The sequence below is a fragment of the Pantoea sp. X-Soil-OKNW-556 genome, from assembly GCF_059730695.1.
Window position 1 is genome coordinate 225,495 of the sequence record NZ_AP035994.1, and the last position, 17,269, is coordinate 242,763.

The window sequence follows — 17,269 nt, forward strand, 5'->3', positions numbered from 1 at the left end:
AATACTGACCATCGTCGTACCGCCGCATAAGGGATGCATCGCATGAACAATGTCGTAGAAAACCTGGTTATGGAAGTTTCTGACAATATGACGGATGAGCAGCTACTGCCTATCGAAACCGGGCTAAATGCATTTAACGACCTGATGACCGGTATTAGCGATCGCAAACCGCTGGCTGTGGTGATCAAAAACCCCACCAACGGGGAAGTGCTGGGCGGCATGCAGGGACGTACCTCTCTGGGGTTGTTGTTTATCGACCTGTTCTATCTGCCATCATCGTTACGTAAAAAAGGACTCGGCACTGAGCTTCTACAGCGATTTGAAAACGAGGGACGGAAAAGGGGCTGCGTTGCTGGTTTTCTCTACACCATCAATTTCCAGGCACCGGATTTTTATAAAAAGCATGGCTGGGAAGAGTTCGGCCGAATCGACTGTTTACCCGAGGGGACGAGTCGTATATTTATGCGGAAATCGCTCTGTTAGCCGCATCCGAAAAACTGCCCTGTCCCTTGAAGGTAAGATGCTCAAAAAGTGTAGAGCACCCCGAGAAGTGCCGACGCTTCATTATGCCGGAACACAATCGGGCTATCTTCTGTGTGCTTATCCAACCAGATGTAGTCGGCACTCACCAGCGCGCCCCAACTTGAGGTGAACTGGTGACTCCATGTCAGGCTGATGTCAGTACCATAAAAACCACCGGGCGCATGATATTGCGTGTAGCCTGTGCGGCGGCTTTGCCTGGCGCTGACACCATAGAAGGTATTCATATAGCGACTGTCGCCGAACAATGCCGCCGTACTCAGTGCCACCGTATCCGTGTTGGTCTGAAGCGGGATCAGCGTGGCGGAGGTCTGGTAATTCGCTCCCTGACTGTCGCTCAGCGGCAGGGTCGCTTTGCTCTCCAACGTCAGCCAGGGGGTTATTGTCCAGCCAACCGCGATGGCCGTGTTGACCGACGCGTTAATATTTCCCATACCTTTCAGTTTGTCGCTGCCATCGCGCCAGTTCGAATTCTGCTCTGACCGTCCAAGGTTATAGCCCAGCGTATGTTCCAGGTAAAACCCGCTGTCACTTTGCAAGTCATAGCCCAGACCTTTCTGTGAATCGAAGAACAATGCGCCATCCCGCACCTGCACCAACGGCACCACCTGCCAGCGGCGTTGGTCAGATCCGCTATAGCGGGGAAGGCTCTGGCCCACCACCCCCACCGTCAGGCTCGACGGTGACGCACTGGCCCCCGAAGCGGCAGCTGTGAGGGTAAAACAGACCATATACAACTTTAGTTTTCTGGATATCATTGAGACTGCTCCGCACCTGTATCATTAACGTGCCGTTGTCGCGGTGGCCGTGTATGCCAGGTGAATATACGGAGGCAGTATCAGTAAACTGTCAGGGATTTATGAAGAAACGGTCAAGGTGTCTGAATGTCCGGAAAACGAATACTGATTATCGAAGATGATGCGGACGCTGCCGATGTGCTGGACGCGTATTTACGGCGGGAAAACTATGACGTCTTTGTGGCAGACAGCGGTCCGGCTGGCCTGGAGATGAGTCAACGTCTGCGCCCGGACCTTATTCTGCTGGATGTGATGCTGCCAGGAATGAATGGTACTGAGGTACTGGCAGCGATACGGCGCAAAGATAACACGCCGATTATCATGGTGACGGCGATGGGTGATATGCCGGATAAGATCGGTGCCCTGCGTTACGGTGCCGATGATTATGTGGTCAAACCCTATAATCCCGGTGAAGTGGTGGCACGCGTACAGGCCGTGCTGCGCCGTGTCACGCGAGAACCTGAAGTGCAGTCACTGCGCTGGCAGGGTCTGGAGGTGGACACCGCCATGATGACGGCCAGTGTCCGTCATGACGAGGGCGGTCTCGCCACCCTCGAACTGACGCCCACCGAGTTCAGTCTGCTGACCACATTAATGGGAGCACCCGTGCGCCCCTTCTCACGCCAGACCCTGCTTGAACGCTGTCTGCCAGAAAGTGATGCCCTGGAGCGGGCCGTCGATACCCACGTCTATAACCTGCGCAAAAAGCTGGAAGCTGCCGGTATTTCTGACGTGCTGGTTAACGTGCGCGGTATCGGCTATCGGTTCCGTCAGCCATGAAGACGCTACAGCAGCAGACGCTGTGGCGCTGGATTTGCGTACGGATTCTGGCGCTGGCGGTCGGTTCCGTGGTGGTCATCGCGCTGTGCATGTGGCTGCGTTTTGCCGTTGAAAGCCTGTGGATACAGCACCAGATGCCGCAGGCCCTGCGCGACGAATTTGCGCTGCTGCGCGCGCATCCGGCCTCCGATCCCGTTCGCTTTCATCAGATTGTCGATGCATGGTGGGGTATCAGCTACTCCGACCCCTCTATCGCCTCAGCCGACTGGCTGACGGTGGCTATCCTGGTGGTGGTCATCATCCCATTTATTGTGGTGCTGGGGTTACGCTCCGCGCGGCCACTTGCGGCGCAGTTCAGTCACCTGGCGGCTGCCGCCAGCGCGGTGTCAGAGGGGAATTTCAGTGCGCAGGCTGCGCAGGTAGATAATGCCCCGCTGGAGATGGGCCGCTTTACCCAGGACTTTAATACCATGATGCAGCAACTGGCGCGCTACGATCGTGAACTACGGGCATCCCATGTGGCGATGGCGCATGAATTGCGTTCGCCACTGACGGCGGCCATCGGTCGTCTGCAGGGCATGATGGATGGCGTGTTCACCCCTGAACCCCGGCAGTTGGCGATGGTAATGAAACAGCTGCAACTCCTCAATCGACTGACAGATGAACTGCACCTGCTGTCGCTGGCTGATGCCGGTCAGCTCAGCCTGAATAAATCGGTAACGGATCTCACCGTATTGCTGCGCGAGCGAGCAGCATGGCTGGCACCCCAGGCCCAGGAGGCGGGCATGCAGTTCAGTATCACCTCTGACGCTTCCTGCTGCTGCGAAGCTGACCCGGTCCGTCTCGGACAGGTGGTGACCATTGTGATGGAAAATGCCCTGCGCTATGCAGCAGAGGGGGGCGAGTTAACCGCCCTGGCCCGGCAAACCCCAGCCGGATGTGAACTGGTTTTCTGCGATCGCGGTCCCGGCGTGCCCGCTGATTTTCTGCCGGTGATGTTTGAGCGCTTCACCCGTGCAGAATCATCACGGGCGCGCCATTCCGGTGGCAGCGGACTGGGATTATCCATTGCCCGCGGTATCTGCTCAGCGCACGGTGGCAGCATTCACGCCTCTCCGGGCAAAGACCAGGGGCTGATGATCACCATCACGCTACCGGTTGGAAATATCCGCGCCTAAATTTTCCGTCTTGACAGGTTCCTGACAGAACGCGGGGGTAAATCCTGACACTGTTGCGGTTGAATGGCCGTAACCTTGTTCAGGAACACTGCCATGACGGAAAACTTTTCTGACCTGCCCGACTGCGCGCGGCAGGTATTACGCCATCTCTTTACTCCCTACCGGCTGACCCTGCTGGGATATTGCATACTGGCGCTGCCAGTCGCTCTGCTGCTTACCGCTTGTGGCGGCAAGCCTGACACGCAAGCGGCAGCACCGCCACGACCGGTTCGAACCATCACAGCACCACCGCCATCACGCACCAGCATCTTCTGTCAGACCGGTGAAATCCGCCCGCACGATGAAGTGATGCTGGGATTCCGTCTTGATGGCCGTCTGTTGACACGAGTGGTGGATGTGGGGACAAGTGTGACCAGCGGGCAACTACTGGGTACGCTGGAGGGTGATACCACGCAGAACCAGCTCGACAGTGCTCGCGCCGACTTTAACAGCGCTGTTGCCGCTGAGCGTCTGGCAACGCTTAACCTGAAACGCATGACCGCGTTGATGCCCTCCGGTGCCATTGCCCGTGTCCAGCTTGATACCGCCCGCTCAGACTGGCAAACCGCCGTCTCCCGCCGTGAGAGCAGTGAGGCCGCGCTGAAGACAGCGCGTGAAGATCTGAGCTGGACACGCCTGACCGCCCCTGCTGCGGGCGTGGTTACACAGGTCAACGCGCAGCCAGGACAGGTGCTCAGTGCCGGACAACCGGTGTTGACCCTCGCGGTCAGCAGTGGTCGTGACGCCGTCATTGATGTGGCGGATCCACAGAGTTTTTCTCACCACACCGGCGTATTCAGCATCTCACTGGTGAACGACCCGTCCGTCATCGTCAGTGGCACCCTGCGGGATATCAGTCCGCAGGCGGACCCGCAGACGCGCACCTGGCGCGTGCGCATCAGTCTCAACAACCCACCGCCCAACATGGCGCTGGGGGCAAGTATACAGGTTATGCAGCCTGGCTCCGGGCCAGCCATGATTGTGCTGCCCGCTGAGGCACTGACCTGGACGGCGGGGAAACCGGCAGTCTTCGTGGTTGACACAGCCTCCCACCAACTGGAACTGAGGCACATCACGCCTGGTGGCTATACCGCCAGTGATATCCTGGTGTCGGCGGGTGTCGTGCCGGGAGAGGCTGTGGTGATCGCTGGCGTCAGCAAACTACGACCGGGAGAGACTGTCGCCTTCGGGGATAACGTTCAATGAGCCAGCCATCCTCACCCTTCACCTTTAACCTGTCTGCCTGGGCGCTGAATCATCAGCAGCTCATCGCCTTCTTGATGCTGCTGGTTATGGCAGCAGGCATCATCAGCTACCAACAGCTGCCGCGTAACGAAGACCCGGCTTTTACCATCAAAACCGCCGTGGTAACAGCCTCATGGCCTGGAGCCAACGTGCAGGATACGGTGAATCTGGTCACCGACACGCTGGAGAAAAAACTACAGGAGATTCCGTATCTGGATTATGTGGAAAGTGACACTCACGCCGGTCAGGCGGTGATATTTGTCAACCTGCGGGATGATACCCCGCCCGGACAGGTGGCAGGCATCTGGTATCAGGTGCGCAATAAGATGCAGGATATTGTCGCGTCGCTGCCGTCAGGCGTGCAGGGGCCGTCGGTTGATGACGAGTTCGATGACACCTTTGGCACCCTGTACGGATTTACCGCCGAGGGATTTACCCCGCGAGAACTGCGTGACCGGGTGGAAGCGATCCGTCGCGACCTGATGTCGCTGCCGGACGTGGGCAAAATCCGTCTTATCGGGGAGCAGGAAGAACAGCTGGTGATCACCTTCTCTCCCCGGCAGATGGCTGGCATGGGGCTTGACCTGCAACAGATCAGTGACGCGCTAAAGGCGCAGAACATCGTCGAGCCTGCCGGTACGTTGCGCACAGACCACGAGAAAGTGGCCCTGCGCGTCAGCGGCGCGTTGACCTCGGCAGAGAGCTTGCGTGACGTCACGCTGCACATCAATGATCGGTATATCCCCTTGAGCGCCATTGCCACCATCCGAAGAGAAACGGCTGAACCACCCGCACCGGTTTTTCGGGTGAACGGCCAGCCCGCCATCGGTCTGGCCATTTCTATGGCCGCCACCGGCAACATGACGAATTTTGGCCAGGCTCTGAACGCACGCATGCTTACGCTCAGCCAGCAACTGCCGCACGGTATTGAGATGGCGAAGGTTGCCGACCAGTCAGCCGTGGTTGCCAGCGCCATTAGTGGGTTTATCAGGGTGCTGGCTGAGGCGGTGGTTATCGTGCTTGCCGTGTCGTTTGTATCACTTGGCCTGCGTGCTGGCCTGGTGGTGGCGGCGGCGATCCCTCTGGTGCTGGCGCTAACCTTCACCGGCATGATGTTTGCCGGTATTGGTCTGCAACGTATCTCGCTTGGCGCGCTGATTATCGCACTCGGGTTGCTGGTGGACGATGCCATGATAACGGTGGAAACCATGATTTCTCGGCTGGAGGCTGGAGACTCCGCTCGGGACGCTGCCACGCATGCCTTTAAGACGACGGCATTCCCGATGTTAACCGGTACGCTGGTAATGATTGCCGGATTTATTCCGGTGGGTTTCGCCGCCTCAAGCGCCGGGGAATACTGCTTTACGTTGTTTGCCGTAATGTTGATTGCTCTGCTCTGTTCCTGGGTGGTCGCCATCCTGTTTTCGCCGCTGATCGGTGTGTGGATGTTACCGGTTAAGTTGAACGCGCTGGATCACAGCAGCCCTCCGGGCAGACTCAGGCGTGGCTATCAACGTCTGCTGCTTACCGTTCTGCACCACCGGGCGCTGACGATCGGAGTTGCCGTGGGCCTGCTCGGCCTGGCGGCATACGGTGCAACCTTGATGCAGGGCGAGTTTTTCCCCGCTTCCGATCGGCCTGAGTTACTGGTGAGCCTGACGCTACCGGCTAACGCCTCTCAGAGAGAAACCGGGCGGCAGACGTCGCGGCTGGAAAAGGCGCTGATTCACAATCCGGACATAGACCACTTTTCCAGCTACGTGGGTTCTGGGGCCATACGCTTCTACCTGCCAATGGATGTTCTGCTGGAAAATGAAAACATCGCCCAGCTGGTTATCGTGGCGAAAGACCTCCCCGCACGTAACCGGCTGAAAAAACAGCTGAAAAACCTACTGGCCCAACAGTTCAGCGACATCACCACCCGCGTCTCCCCGTTGGAACTCGGCCCACCGGTCGGCTGGCCGGTGAAATACCGCATCACCGGCCCGGATTATGGTCGGGTGCAGGCGATCGCACAGACGCTGGCGTCAACGCTCGGCCAGAGCCCATACACGCGCGAGGTCAACCTCACAGCCGGGGAACCGGAGCGAACCATCACCCTGAAAATTAACCAAACGGCCGCCAGGGCGGCGGGAGTTTCTTCGCAAAGTATCGCGCAGATGCTCAATACCATCTGGTCCGGTACGACCGTCACCACCCTGCGCGACCACAATCGTCTTATCGACGTGGTGCTACGTGCCGATGACACGGAGCGCCAGGATTTGACCACGTTGTCCGCTTTGCTGTTGACGAATGACCAGGGGGAAAAAATTCCCCTCAGCCAGGTGGCTACACCTGCATGGGGAGTGGATGATCCGGTTATCTGGCGACGCCAGCGCCTGCCTTATATCTCAGTTCAAACCGACCTGGCACCGGGGATGCGTGCTGAGACCGTCTCACAACAGTTGCGACCGGCAGTAAATCGCCTGCGTGCCAAGCTGCCACCCGGCTATCAGATAGAAGAAGGAGGTGCGGTTGCCGAGTCGGATAAAGGCAACGGCTCAGTGTATGCCATGCTGCCACTCACGCTTGTCGTGATGCTGGTATTGTTGATGATCCAGCTACAGCGTTTCTCACGGATGTTACTGGCCCTGTTGATGGCACCCTTTGGGCTGATTGGCGTGGTGCTGGCCATGCTGCCAACCGCGACGCCAATGGGATTTGTCGCGCTGCTGGGCGTTATCGCCCTGGCGGGAATGATCATCCGCAACGCGGTCATTCTTATTAGTGAAGCGGACCGCAATCTCCGTCACGGGATGTCCTGTGAGGCGGCGATCATCACAGCAGCGCAACACCGGGCCAGGCCGATCCTGCTGACCGCCTGTGCGGCGATACTCGGCATGCTGCCGATTGCAGAACAGGTATTCTGGGGACCGATGGCCTATGCCATTATCGGCGGGCTAGGTGTTGCCACCGTGGTGACCCTGACGGTTCTGCCTGCGGCGATGAGCCTGGTGATGCACAAGGTGACATGCCACTGATTCCCGCAATTCCCAAACACAGGATACGGCAAAGAACCGCTTTTTTTACCGTTTTGCGAACAAGTTCATGTTCTTGCCATTGACGATATACATTCAGGCCAATACAAATTGTAATCGATTACTTAAAAATAAGGCTATGAAAAATTATGAGAAAACTAATGGTACTGGCTGGTTTAGTCACGTCACTGGCTCTCCCCATTACCCAGGCCAGCGCGGCCGATGTGGAAAATGAAATCGCACTGCAAATGTACACCCTGCGCAATGTAGGCACCCCGGCTGAGCAGTTTGCGATGGCGCATAAAGCGGGCTTCAGGCATGTGGAACTGGTGGGGACGCACGGGCTGGGTGCAGCGCAAATGAAATCGCTGTTGCAAGACAATCAACTCACCGTCACCTCAGCGCATGTACAATTGTCGGCGCTGGAGCAGGATTATCAACCCACCGTGGCGTTTAATAAGGCGATCGGTAACCACACCCTTATTGTGCCGTGGATTGAGCCACAGGATCGCCCGGACAGCCAACAAGGTTGGATCGATTACGCACAAAAGCTGGATAAGCTGGGAGCAAAATTACGCAAGGATGGCATCCAGTTGGGCTACCACAACCATAATTTTGAGATGAAGAAATACGGTGGTATCACCGCGCTTGAAATCATCCTCAACCACACAAAACGCGATAACCTCAAGCTGGAAATGGATGCGGCCTGGGTATCACGCGGGGGTCAGGACCCTGCCCGCCTGCTGAAAGCCTATCCGGGGCGGATTTATGCCCTTCACGCCAAAGACAACGCCGGTATCGGGGTGCGTGATGATGAAATGAATTTTGCACCGCTGGGTGACGGTCTTCTCGACTGGAAAACCATTTTACCCGCCGCCAAAGCCAGCGGCGTGAAGTGGTTTATCGTTGAACACGACCTGCCAAAAGATCCGTGGCAGATCATCACCACTTCACATCAGAATCTGCGTGCGGCGTTGGAAAAACTGCCGCAGTGAGTTGTCAGGCGCTGGCACGTACTTCCAGGTGCCAGTCCATGATGACTCTCTCCGGCGGGGAGTCTGGGTTTTCGATCTTCGCCAGCAGCAGGGTAAAAGCTTTACGGCCAATATCGCGTGAGGGTTGTACGATGGTGGTTAGCGGCGGCGAAACCATTTCCGCCAGTTCCGTGCCATCAAAACCGGCCACCGCGATATCCTGCGGCACCCGCAGGCCTGCCTGCTCAATCGCTGACATCGCCCCCGCAGCCAGCGTATCGGAAACGGCGAACACCGCATCCGGTCGCGTTTCGCGCTTCAACAACATTTCCATTGCCTGCTTACCGGCATGAAAACTCAGTTCACTGGCGTAAGTGATCGCCTGCCAATCCTGTTGAAGCGAGGCCAGTTCCTGCTGATAACCCTGCTGACGCAATTGGGCATACTTGTAGCTGAGATCGTGATTAATCAGTGCAATGCGCTGGCGGCCCTTCCCGGCCAGATAGCATACCAGTTGACGTGAAGCATCAATGTCACTGATGCCGACACAGGAAACATTCCCGGCGTCGGCATATTCGGCGCACTGCACCCAGGGAGTGGTGCCAATCAATTCGGTTAATTCAGGCAGGGTGGTGATGGCATCCATGGTGATGACCCCATCCACAATTTTGCCGGAGAGCAGTTGCAGGCTGGAGCGTGAGCGATTGATATCTGAACCTGAGTTGCACAGTAAAATTCGGTAGCCGTTCTGCTCGGCCTGCTCCTCGATCCCTTTGACCAACTCAGCGCAAAAGGGATTGGAAATATCAGAAACCAGAACCAGCACCATGGAACTGCGTGATGTACGCAACTGACGCGCCAACAGGTTCGGTTGATAGTTGCTCGCTTTGATTGCCTCCAGGACTTTTACCCGATTTTTTTCCTTTACGGTGTCACTGTTGTTCAGCACACGCGAAACCGTGGCAACGGAAACGCCCGCCAGCCTGGCGATTTTTTGGATGGACATGTTGGCAATATTTCCTGCTGAGAAACTGATGGCATGCAGGCTACCATAAATACGTAAGCCCGGCATCGACCGGGCTTACGCGTCATCACGCAACCGTCATCCAGCGCTGTTGCTGATGGCTTTGCACAATGGCATCAACAATCGCCATCACCTGCGCGCCGTCAGCAAAAGTGGCAAACGTTGCCGTACCGCCCGCAGGCATCCCTCCCTGCTGCACCGCCGCATAGAACTGTTGCATCATGGCGCGGAATGCGTCCGGCCAGCCCTCAATATGGCCGCCCGGAAAGCGCGCCCGTCCGGCAACGTCGGCATTCATCAGGGATGGATCGTCTGAAAGCACCCGGTTAGCCTGGTGCCGGTAACCCAGCCACAACTGTTGCGGCGTTTCCTGATCCCATGCCAGCGAGGCGGCACTGCCGCTCACCTCAAGGTTGAGACGATTTTTGCGTCCGGCAGAAACCTGCGACACGCTGAAACACCCCTTGCTGCCATCGTCAAAGCGAAACAGCACGAATCCCATATCTTCGGTAGTCACCGGGCGGTCTTCATAGCAGACTTGCTGCTGCCGGGCGCTGAAAGTGGATACCGCGTTAAGATTGGCTTTGCGTGTCGGCCAGACGATTGCCAGGTCGGCCAGCACCGCGACAATTTTACGTCCGGTAATGAACTGAATGGTGTCGCACCAGTGTGAACCAATGTCAGCTACCGTGCGCGACACTCCTCCCTTCCCGGCCTCAACACGCCAGTTATAATCGGTTTCTTCCAGCATCCAATCCTGCAAATAACTTCCCTGCGCCGCGAATAATCGGCCCAACTCCCCCTGGCGCAACATGCTGGCCGCCTGTTGCACCAGGGCAAACTGACGGTAAACAAAACTGACGCCGTGTACCACGCCCGCTTCATCCGCCAGTCGCACCAGTTCAGCCGCCTCTTCCAGCGTCATGCACAACGGCTTCTCTGAAAACACATGTTTACCCGCCTGAATAATCTGGCGATTGATCGCCGCATGCAGATGATTCGGCGTGCAGTTATGGACCGCCTGCAAACCGGGATGGCGTAAAAACGCCGCGACATCGCTATACGCACTCGGAACATTGAGCTGCGACGCCCGCGCTTCAGCGCTCGCCTGGTCGCTATCGCAAATCGCCACCACCTGAACATTGCCGAGTCGGCGCAGCGCTTCAATGTGCGCCGGACCGATAAAGCCGGTACCGATAATGCCAACATTAATCATCTCCGACACCTCCCGTCAGGCCAAGCTGAGCGCGAACGCTGGCGCGTGAGTCACTGCCTGCGGCAAAGTCATCAAACACGCGATCCGCCACCGGAATAATGTGCTGACGAATAAATTCTGCCCCCTCGCGCGCGCCGGTATCGGCATCTTTCAGGCAGCATTCCCACTCCAGCACGGCCCAACCGTCGTAGTCGTACTGCGCCAGCTTGCTGAAAATGCTTTTGAAATTGATTTGTCCATCGCCGGGTGAGCGGAAACGTCCGGCGCGATCGATCCAGCGTTGATAGCCGCCATATACGCCGCTGCGTCCGTTGGGTAAGTACTCAGCATCCTTCACATGAAAGGCTTTGATGCGCGCATGGTAGATATCGATAAATTGCAAATAATCAATATGTTGCAGATGAAGATGGCTGGGATCGAACAGAATATTGCAACGGGGGTGGTTATTCACCGCCGCCAGAAAACGCTCGAACGTGATGCCATCATGCAGATCTTCCCCAGGATGCAGTTCATAGCACACATCCACGCCGTGCTGATCAAAGACATCCAGCACGGGTCGCCAGCGACGTGCCAGTTCAGCAAACGCCTCCTCCAGCAACAACGGGTTATGTGGCGGCCAGGGATAAAGATAGGGCCACGCCAGCGCCCCCGAAAACGTGGCATGTGCCGTTAATCCCAGCCTGGCCGATGCAGCGGCGGCCCGTTTCACCTGCTCCGTCGCCCATGCGGTGCGTTGGGTCGCATTCCCACGTACTGACGGCGGGGCGAAACCATCAAATGCCGCATCATGTGCCGGATGTACGGCAATCAACTGCCCCTCCAGGTGGGTAGATAATTCACTGATCGCCAGACCATATTGCGCCAGCGAACCCATCACCTCGTCACAATAGGTCTGGCTGGTCGCGGCCTTTGCGAGATCAAAAATGTGTGGATGATTACAGGGGATCTGCAACGCCTTGTACCCCAACGCGGCAGCCCACTGCGCCAATCCCTCCAGCGAGTTGTAAGGTGCCCCGGCACCAATAAACTGTGACAGAAAAATACCCGGACCTTTTAACGTCTGCACAACCACCTCCAAAACCATCAATCGCGATATTTAAATGAAAACAGGAAAATGACAGCGATAACGGCAGCGGCAACCGCCGGTATCCACCAGAACAGGGCCCAGCTCTGCGCCGATACCTGACCCGCGACCAGGTGGTTATACAGCGCACCCGATATTTGCGAGCCGAGCAGCATGCCGATACCGTAGGTAAACATCACCACCATGCTTTGCGCCTGGCCTTTCACTTTTTCGCCAGCAACGCGGTCGGTGTAGATAAAACCCACCACAAAGAAGAAGTCGTAACAGACGCCGTGCAGCAGAATGCCAAGCCAGATCAAGGCACGTCCCTCTTCCCCCATCCCCAAGGCAAACAACGCATAACGTACGAACCAGGCACACATCCCCACCAGCAGCATGTATTTCACACCCAGCCGGCGGAACAGCAACGGGATCACCAGCATGAAAAAGATTTCTGACATTTGGCCGAAGGACATGATGGTGCTGACATTCTCAACCCCGGCGTCAGATAACCAGGAAGCGGTATAGGCGTAGTAGGTACCGAGCGGAATCGAGATCAACGTGGCGCACAACGCAAAGATAAAGAAGTGCCGAATTTTCAGCAGCGCAAAGGCGTCAGCGCAGAACAAATCCCGCACTTTGAACGGCAGACCTTTAGCGGGCGCAGGGGTGTGCGGCAGCGTCAGGCTATAAACCGCCAGCATCACCGAACAAATCGCCGCCACGGAGAAAATTGTGGTGCTGGCGGCAATGCCTGTGACACCGATAAAAATACCCGCGACGATCCAACCAATAGTGCCAAACACGCGCACCACCGGAAAACTCTTCTCACTGCTCGCCAGGCTGTGGAAAGCAATGTTGTTAGTTAATGCCAGGGTTGGCATGTAGCACAGCGTGTAACCAAACAACAACGCGATCAGCTGCGCGCCGTTTTCGGCGATCATCGCCTGGGGGACAAACCACAGAATCACCGCCCCTGCCAGATGCATCACCGCCAGCACGCGCTGCGACGGAAAAAAGCGGTCCACCAGCATCCCTAATACGAAAGGGGAGAGAATCGACGCAATCGGTCCGGCGGAAAACGCATCGCCAATCAGTAACGCCATATTGTGTTGTGTCATCACCAATCCGAGGGTGACCGACCAACTTCCCCAGATAAAAAATTGCAGAAACATCATCAATGACAGGCGTGGCACCAGCATGCGCTGGGCGACTGCTGTGTTTTCAGAATCTTGTGTTGTAGACAGCATATAAGCCTCACAGAGAAAAGTAATCGATTACAATTCACGACGAAATGAAAAGTAATCGATTACAAAATAAATATATCGCAGGTTGATCACATTTTTAAACATTGGAAAGTGACGGCTTCAGCACCTGACCCGGTCGGCATCAATGCCGCCGGTGGAACGTTGAAGATCCAACGGTGAAATAACGAGAACCGAAGTTTGTTTCCCGTGATATAGTTTTTCGCAATATCTTTTCTCACCCACCAGGTGAATAACATGAAAACCGATATCAGAAATCTGGATCTCAACCTGCTGAAAGCACTCGACGCGCTGTTGGATGAACGCAGCGTCACGCGCGCTGCGGAGCGACTATCACTGACGCAGCCCGCCGTCAGCGGTATGCTTACCCGGTTACGTGAATGCTTTGACGATCCGTTATTCACCCGCGCGCAGCGTGGCATTGTGCCCACCTTGCGTGCGCTTGAACTGGCAACGCCGGTAAAAAACATCCTTGCCGAAGTTGGGGAGCTGCTGAAGCCGCGTGAATTTGATCCGGCAACCGCTGAGATGACCCTCAACGTCGCCGCGACAGATTATGCGTTGCGCGCTGTCGTGGTGCCGTTTATGGCCGCCTTACGTCAGCAGGCACCGGGCATCCGTGTGGCGGTACTCCCGGTCAATAACGACCTATTGCCGATGCAGTTTGAACGTGGCGCGGTGGATGTCGCGCTGATTACCCCAGAAACCACCCCACCCGAGTTACACGCAAAAACGCTATATGCGGAAGATTATGTGTGCCTGCTGCGCGCCGATCATCCACTGGCACAATCCGGCGTCCTGTCATTAGATGAGTTCTGCTCCCAGGATCATGCGTTGGTGTCGTATGTTGGAGGCAGTTTTTATGGTGTCACCGATGAAGCACTGGCGACACTGGGGCGTTCTCGCCGGGTAACGCTCTCGGTGTGCAGTTTTCTGGTTCTGCCGGAAATCCTGCGCGTGAGTGATTTAATCAGCGTGGTACCGCGCAGGCTGGCATTGAACACCGCCGGGTTGAAAATCGTGGCACCGCCATTGGATATCCCAGGTTTTACCAAATCCGTCGCCTGGCATGAGCGCACCCATCGCGATCCGGGACATCGCTGGTTGCGAGAATTGTTGTTTTCCACCGCGTTATGAACCGTTAAATCAGGCCAGAGGATCAGATGATTTCTAAAGATAATGCCGAGCACTACATCTGGGGTGAAAGATGCGATGGATGGTATCTGGTCAAACGCCAGGACATGCTGGTTATTCACGAAAAAATGCCACCGCATACCGAGGAAAAGCGGCATTACCACGCCGTATCCCGACAATTTTTCTTTGTCGTGAAGGGCGTGCTGACCATGGAGCTGGAAGGTGAAAAGCAGGAAATCGCTGCGTTGCAGGGCATCGAAATTCCTCCCGAGGCAAAACACCAGGCCAGAAACGACAGCGATGACGCGGTAGAGTTTATTGTTATTTCCCACCCTACCACGCGAGGCGACCGCACTGACCTGCCCGATTTAGCATAAACGGGCAGGCAGGTATCCGCTGATTACCTACGAGCGTCGGGACGCAATTGGCGTACAAGGTACATTTTCGTTGCCACCGACACCAGCAACGCCAGCGCTAATCCCCAGACAAACACCTGCATCATTGCCTCGTAACTGCCGGTACTTTGTCGCAGCAGAGAGGATACGGACGATCCGACCAGCCCTGCGAGCGCCCAGGCGGTCAGCACATATCCGTGGATAGCACTGACCTGGCGGGAGCCAAAAATATCGCCAATATAGGCAGGCAACGTGGAAAAACCACCGCCATAGCAAGTCATGATCAACAGCAAAACCGCTTCAAACAGTAAGACGTGCTGCAATGAGGGCAGTAGCCAGAACGCGACAATTTGCAGAGCGAAAAAGAGGATGTAGGTATTGGGACGACCAATAATATCGGAGAAAGATGCCCACGCAATTCGCCCCAGCCCATTAAATAACCCGATCATCCCAACCAGCGACCCCGCTGCCAGTGCTGATATACCCGTTGCTTCCTGAGCCAGTGGAGAAGCGACGGAAATTAACGCAATACCGCAGGTGATATTTATAAACATCATCAGCCACAACCCTAAAAAACAGCGAGTACGGACCGCTTGATTGGCTGTCATTGGCATCACGCCCTGAGCCGGTATTTTGCCGGGCTTCACCTTTTCCCGCGCGGGTTGCCAGTCTGGTGGCGGTAATTTCAGACAGGCTGATGATAACAACATAATTGCCGTGTAACTGATTGCCTGTAGGAAAAAGGTCTGAGCAATACCTACCGAGCCAATAAGTAAACTCAGAATCGGCCCGCCTAAAAAAGCCCCAAAGCCGAAGCCCATAATGGCGAGGCCCGTTGCCAGACCGCGCCGGTCAGGAAACCATTTCATCAACATCGATACCGGGGTGACATACCCCGTCCCCAGCCCAAAGCCACCGACCAGGCAAAAAAACAGTAACAAACCTAAGCGCAACGTATCGTTCGATATCATGCCAGAGGTGGCTACACCGGCCCCCATCAGACCGACACCCCATAAACCCGTGGCGAGAAACCCCGAAAATCGCGGCCCACGTCGTTCAACAACATGCCCCATGACCGCAGCAGACATCCCCAGTACAAAAATAGCCAGACCAAATGGCAACCCTGCTTCAAACTCATTCCAGCCAAAGGCATCCATAAAAGGCTTTTTAAATACACTCCAGGCATAAACTGAACCTAAAGAAATATGGATACCCACCGCTCCGGCTGCGATAACCCAACGACAATTCATAAAAATCCCTTTATCAAATAGTAATCCATCCAAATTCTATATATGTTCCACTTCCTTATGAAAAGGATGAATTTCTTATTTAAATACATTTCATATATAAACAAAAACAACCTGAAAAACTCATGACCAAACGAGAGGCGATACGCATAACACTCTAATATATAATAAAAAAATCATGTTTTTTTGATGTTTGATATTTACCAAGGATATTCAGCAGGATGGCGGGTGCCCGGCATAACCGGACACCGTCAGATACGGACAGTTATTCTATGCCGAGATAACCGTCCATATAGGTTTGTGCAATCGCCTCCGACATATTGTTGCGCCAGCGCGGTGATAACGTGGCGTCATCTTTATATTCTTTACCGGCAAAGTGCGACGTTCCACTGATTGATTTTATGAACTCATCGCTGTGGAAATAGCTGACTCTTTTCTGCGCATCGGCGCTGGAGACACCTTGTGCACGATCTTTTTTGCCCAGTTGCCAGAACTGGGCAAAAAAAGGCGTCGCCATGCGGATGGAGTCAGCCTTGTTCATCACAAAATTGGGATCCGAATCTTCGACTTTATAGACGAATTTAGTCGCATGCCGTTTGGCGCTGGTATCCGTTTGCGCACAACCATTCAGTAACAGGAGAGATAAAGCGACAACACTCACAATGCGGAGGTTTCCATTCATTAAAAAGCTTCCTTTTGCATAAAACGATTGATTTATCATCAGCCCTGTCGGGCTGAAACCAGCACCTCGGGGTGCTGGCCGGGATCAGTCAGGTGAATTCATCGATTGTCATTCACCACCCTTTCACCCTCTTCCGTTAGTCTTACCTCGTAATAGCGTGACATATCCGTGGGCGAGGCAATGAATTCAATCAGCCCCGACCGCATCAATGACGCCAAACTTCGGCAGGTAATATCCCTTCGTTTGCACATTTCAATTTCAAAATCACATTTCATTTCCAGCCCTATGGCTTTATCACCACGTAGCCGGTGCTTAGTGCCACTTTGCATACGACGTAAAGTAATCAGTTTTGCCTGTGAAATTCCCATGCCTTCCCTTCCCCTGGATAAGATCAATAGTTATGAATAACTGCTGAACGAACGGCCTCGCGCTTTCGGACCATTGCAGTCCAACGCTTTTTATGAAATCACTGGGGTACGACACATAATAAGAATATCGAAAATAAATTGTAAATATTACGTAAGGCAAATTAAGACTGGATTATGTGTCCGACAACCGTTACTACTAGCAGAAAATGGCCGCGAGGCCCGGTATGCACTGTAAAACTACCCGTGATTATCGTCACTACTAAATTTGGTAGTTGCTTTATTTACCTGGATTGGCACTGAGGCAG

Annotated in this window: 16 protein-coding genes; 8 read left to right on the forward strand and 8 right to left on the reverse strand. The window is 55.1% G+C overall.

Translation table 11 applies throughout. The features are described from left to right. The first annotated feature begins 42 nt into the window (after positions 1 to 42). A complete protein-coding gene (locus AC6I8T_RS27515) occupies positions 43 to 483 on the forward strand; it encodes a GNAT family N-acetyltransferase (protein WP_208727312.1) in 441 nt (146 codons plus the stop codon). A 41-nt stretch (positions 484 to 524) separates the two neighbouring features. Here AC6I8T_RS27515 and AC6I8T_RS27520 read toward each other — a convergent pair whose 3' ends face one another. Further along, positions 525 to 1,298 (reverse strand): MipA/OmpV family protein, encoded by a 774-nt coding sequence (locus tag AC6I8T_RS27520; RefSeq protein ID WP_497834919.1) that lies wholly within the window; start codon positions 1,296 to 1,298, stop codon positions 525 to 527. A 126-nt stretch (positions 1,299 to 1,424) separates the two neighbouring features. Here AC6I8T_RS27520 and AC6I8T_RS27525 point away from each other — a divergent pair, with 126 nt between their 5' ends. From AC6I8T_RS27525 to AC6I8T_RS27545, 5 genes are all read left to right on the forward strand, one after another. Further along, complete coding sequence (locus AC6I8T_RS27525) at positions 1,425 to 2,117, forward strand: response regulator (RefSeq protein ID WP_208727310.1); 693 nt, start codon at positions 1,425 to 1,427, stop codon at positions 2,115 to 2,117. Continuing rightward, positions 2,114 to 3,295, forward strand: a complete 1,182-nt coding sequence (locus AC6I8T_RS27530) for a sensor histidine kinase (RefSeq protein ID WP_497834920.1) — start codon at positions 2,114 to 2,116, stop codon at positions 3,293 to 3,295. Before AC6I8T_RS27525 ends, AC6I8T_RS27530 begins: the two co-directional genes overlap by 4 nt. A 93-nt stretch (positions 3,296 to 3,388) precedes the next feature. Beyond that, entirely contained in the window at positions 3,389 to 4,540 is a 1,152-nt protein-coding gene (locus tag AC6I8T_RS27535; RefSeq protein ID WP_208727308.1) for an efflux RND transporter periplasmic adaptor subunit, read from the forward strand. After that, entirely contained in the window at positions 4,537 to 7,599 is a 3,063-nt protein-coding gene (locus tag AC6I8T_RS27540) for an efflux RND transporter permease subunit (RefSeq protein ID WP_497834921.1), read from the forward strand. Before AC6I8T_RS27535 ends, AC6I8T_RS27540 begins: the two co-directional genes overlap by 4 nt. A gap of 146 nt (positions 7,600 to 7,745) precedes the next feature. Next, positions 7,746 to 8,591: a sugar phosphate isomerase/epimerase family protein gene (locus AC6I8T_RS27545; RefSeq protein WP_208727306.1), complete on the forward strand. Its 846-nt coding sequence runs from the start codon at positions 7,746 to 7,748 to the stop codon at positions 8,589 to 8,591. A 4-nt stretch (positions 8,592 to 8,595) separates the two neighbouring features. Here AC6I8T_RS27545 and AC6I8T_RS27550 read toward each other — a convergent pair whose 3' ends face one another. The 4 genes from AC6I8T_RS27550 to AC6I8T_RS27565 all read right to left on the reverse strand — a co-directional run bounded on the left by AC6I8T_RS27550 (position 8,596) and on the right by AC6I8T_RS27565 (position 13,123). Next, positions 8,596 to 9,576: a LacI family DNA-binding transcriptional regulator gene (locus AC6I8T_RS27550; protein WP_497834922.1), complete on the reverse strand. Its 981-nt coding sequence runs from the start codon at positions 9,574 to 9,576 to the stop codon at positions 8,596 to 8,598. A gap of 85 nt (positions 9,577 to 9,661) precedes the next feature. Beyond that, positions 9,662 to 10,810, reverse strand: coding sequence for a Gfo/Idh/MocA family protein (locus tag AC6I8T_RS27555; RefSeq protein WP_497834923.1), 1,149 nt, complete (start codon positions 10,808 to 10,810; stop codon positions 9,662 to 9,664). Continuing rightward, the gene (locus AC6I8T_RS27560) at positions 10,803 to 11,876 is read right to left on the reverse strand and encodes a sugar phosphate isomerase/epimerase family protein (protein ID WP_497834924.1); all 1,074 of its coding nucleotides are present in this window, start codon (positions 11,874 to 11,876) and stop codon (positions 10,803 to 10,805) included. The genes AC6I8T_RS27555 and AC6I8T_RS27560 overlap by 8 nt, the downstream gene beginning before the upstream one ends. 17 nt (positions 11,877 to 11,893) lie before the next feature. Further along, the gene (locus AC6I8T_RS27565; protein ID WP_036627292.1) at positions 11,894 to 13,123 is read right to left on the reverse strand and encodes an MFS transporter; all 1,230 of its coding nucleotides are present in this window, start codon (positions 13,121 to 13,123) and stop codon (positions 11,894 to 11,896) included. A gap of 252 nt (positions 13,124 to 13,375) precedes the next feature. Here AC6I8T_RS27565 and AC6I8T_RS27570 point away from each other — a divergent pair, with 252 nt between their 5' ends. Further along, the gene (locus AC6I8T_RS27570; protein ID WP_208727302.1) at positions 13,376 to 14,275 is read left to right on the forward strand and encodes a LysR family transcriptional regulator; all 900 of its coding nucleotides are present in this window, start codon (positions 13,376 to 13,378) and stop codon (positions 14,273 to 14,275) included. Between the two features lie 26 nt (positions 14,276 to 14,301). After that, positions 14,302 to 14,649: a cupin domain-containing protein gene (locus tag AC6I8T_RS27575; protein ID WP_208727301.1), complete on the forward strand. Its 348-nt coding sequence runs from the start codon at positions 14,302 to 14,304 to the stop codon at positions 14,647 to 14,649. A gap of 23 nt (positions 14,650 to 14,672) precedes the next feature. Here the strand turns inward: AC6I8T_RS27575 and AC6I8T_RS27580 are convergent, their stop codons facing one another. From AC6I8T_RS27580 to AC6I8T_RS27590, 3 genes are all read right to left on the reverse strand, one after another. Beyond that, positions 14,673 to 15,917, reverse strand: coding sequence for an L-lactate MFS transporter (locus tag AC6I8T_RS27580; protein WP_208727300.1), 1,245 nt, complete (start codon positions 15,915 to 15,917; stop codon positions 14,673 to 14,675). A gap of 262 nt (positions 15,918 to 16,179) precedes the next feature. Beyond that, complete coding sequence (locus tag AC6I8T_RS27585; RefSeq protein WP_036627295.1) at positions 16,180 to 16,596, reverse strand: Exc2 family lipoprotein; 417 nt, start codon at positions 16,594 to 16,596, stop codon at positions 16,180 to 16,182. 98 nt (positions 16,597 to 16,694) lie between these two features. Then, a complete protein-coding gene (locus AC6I8T_RS27590) occupies positions 16,695 to 16,964 on the reverse strand; it encodes a hypothetical protein (RefSeq protein ID WP_036627298.1) in 270 nt (89 codons plus the stop codon). Positions 16,965 to 17,269 lie beyond the last annotated feature (305 nt).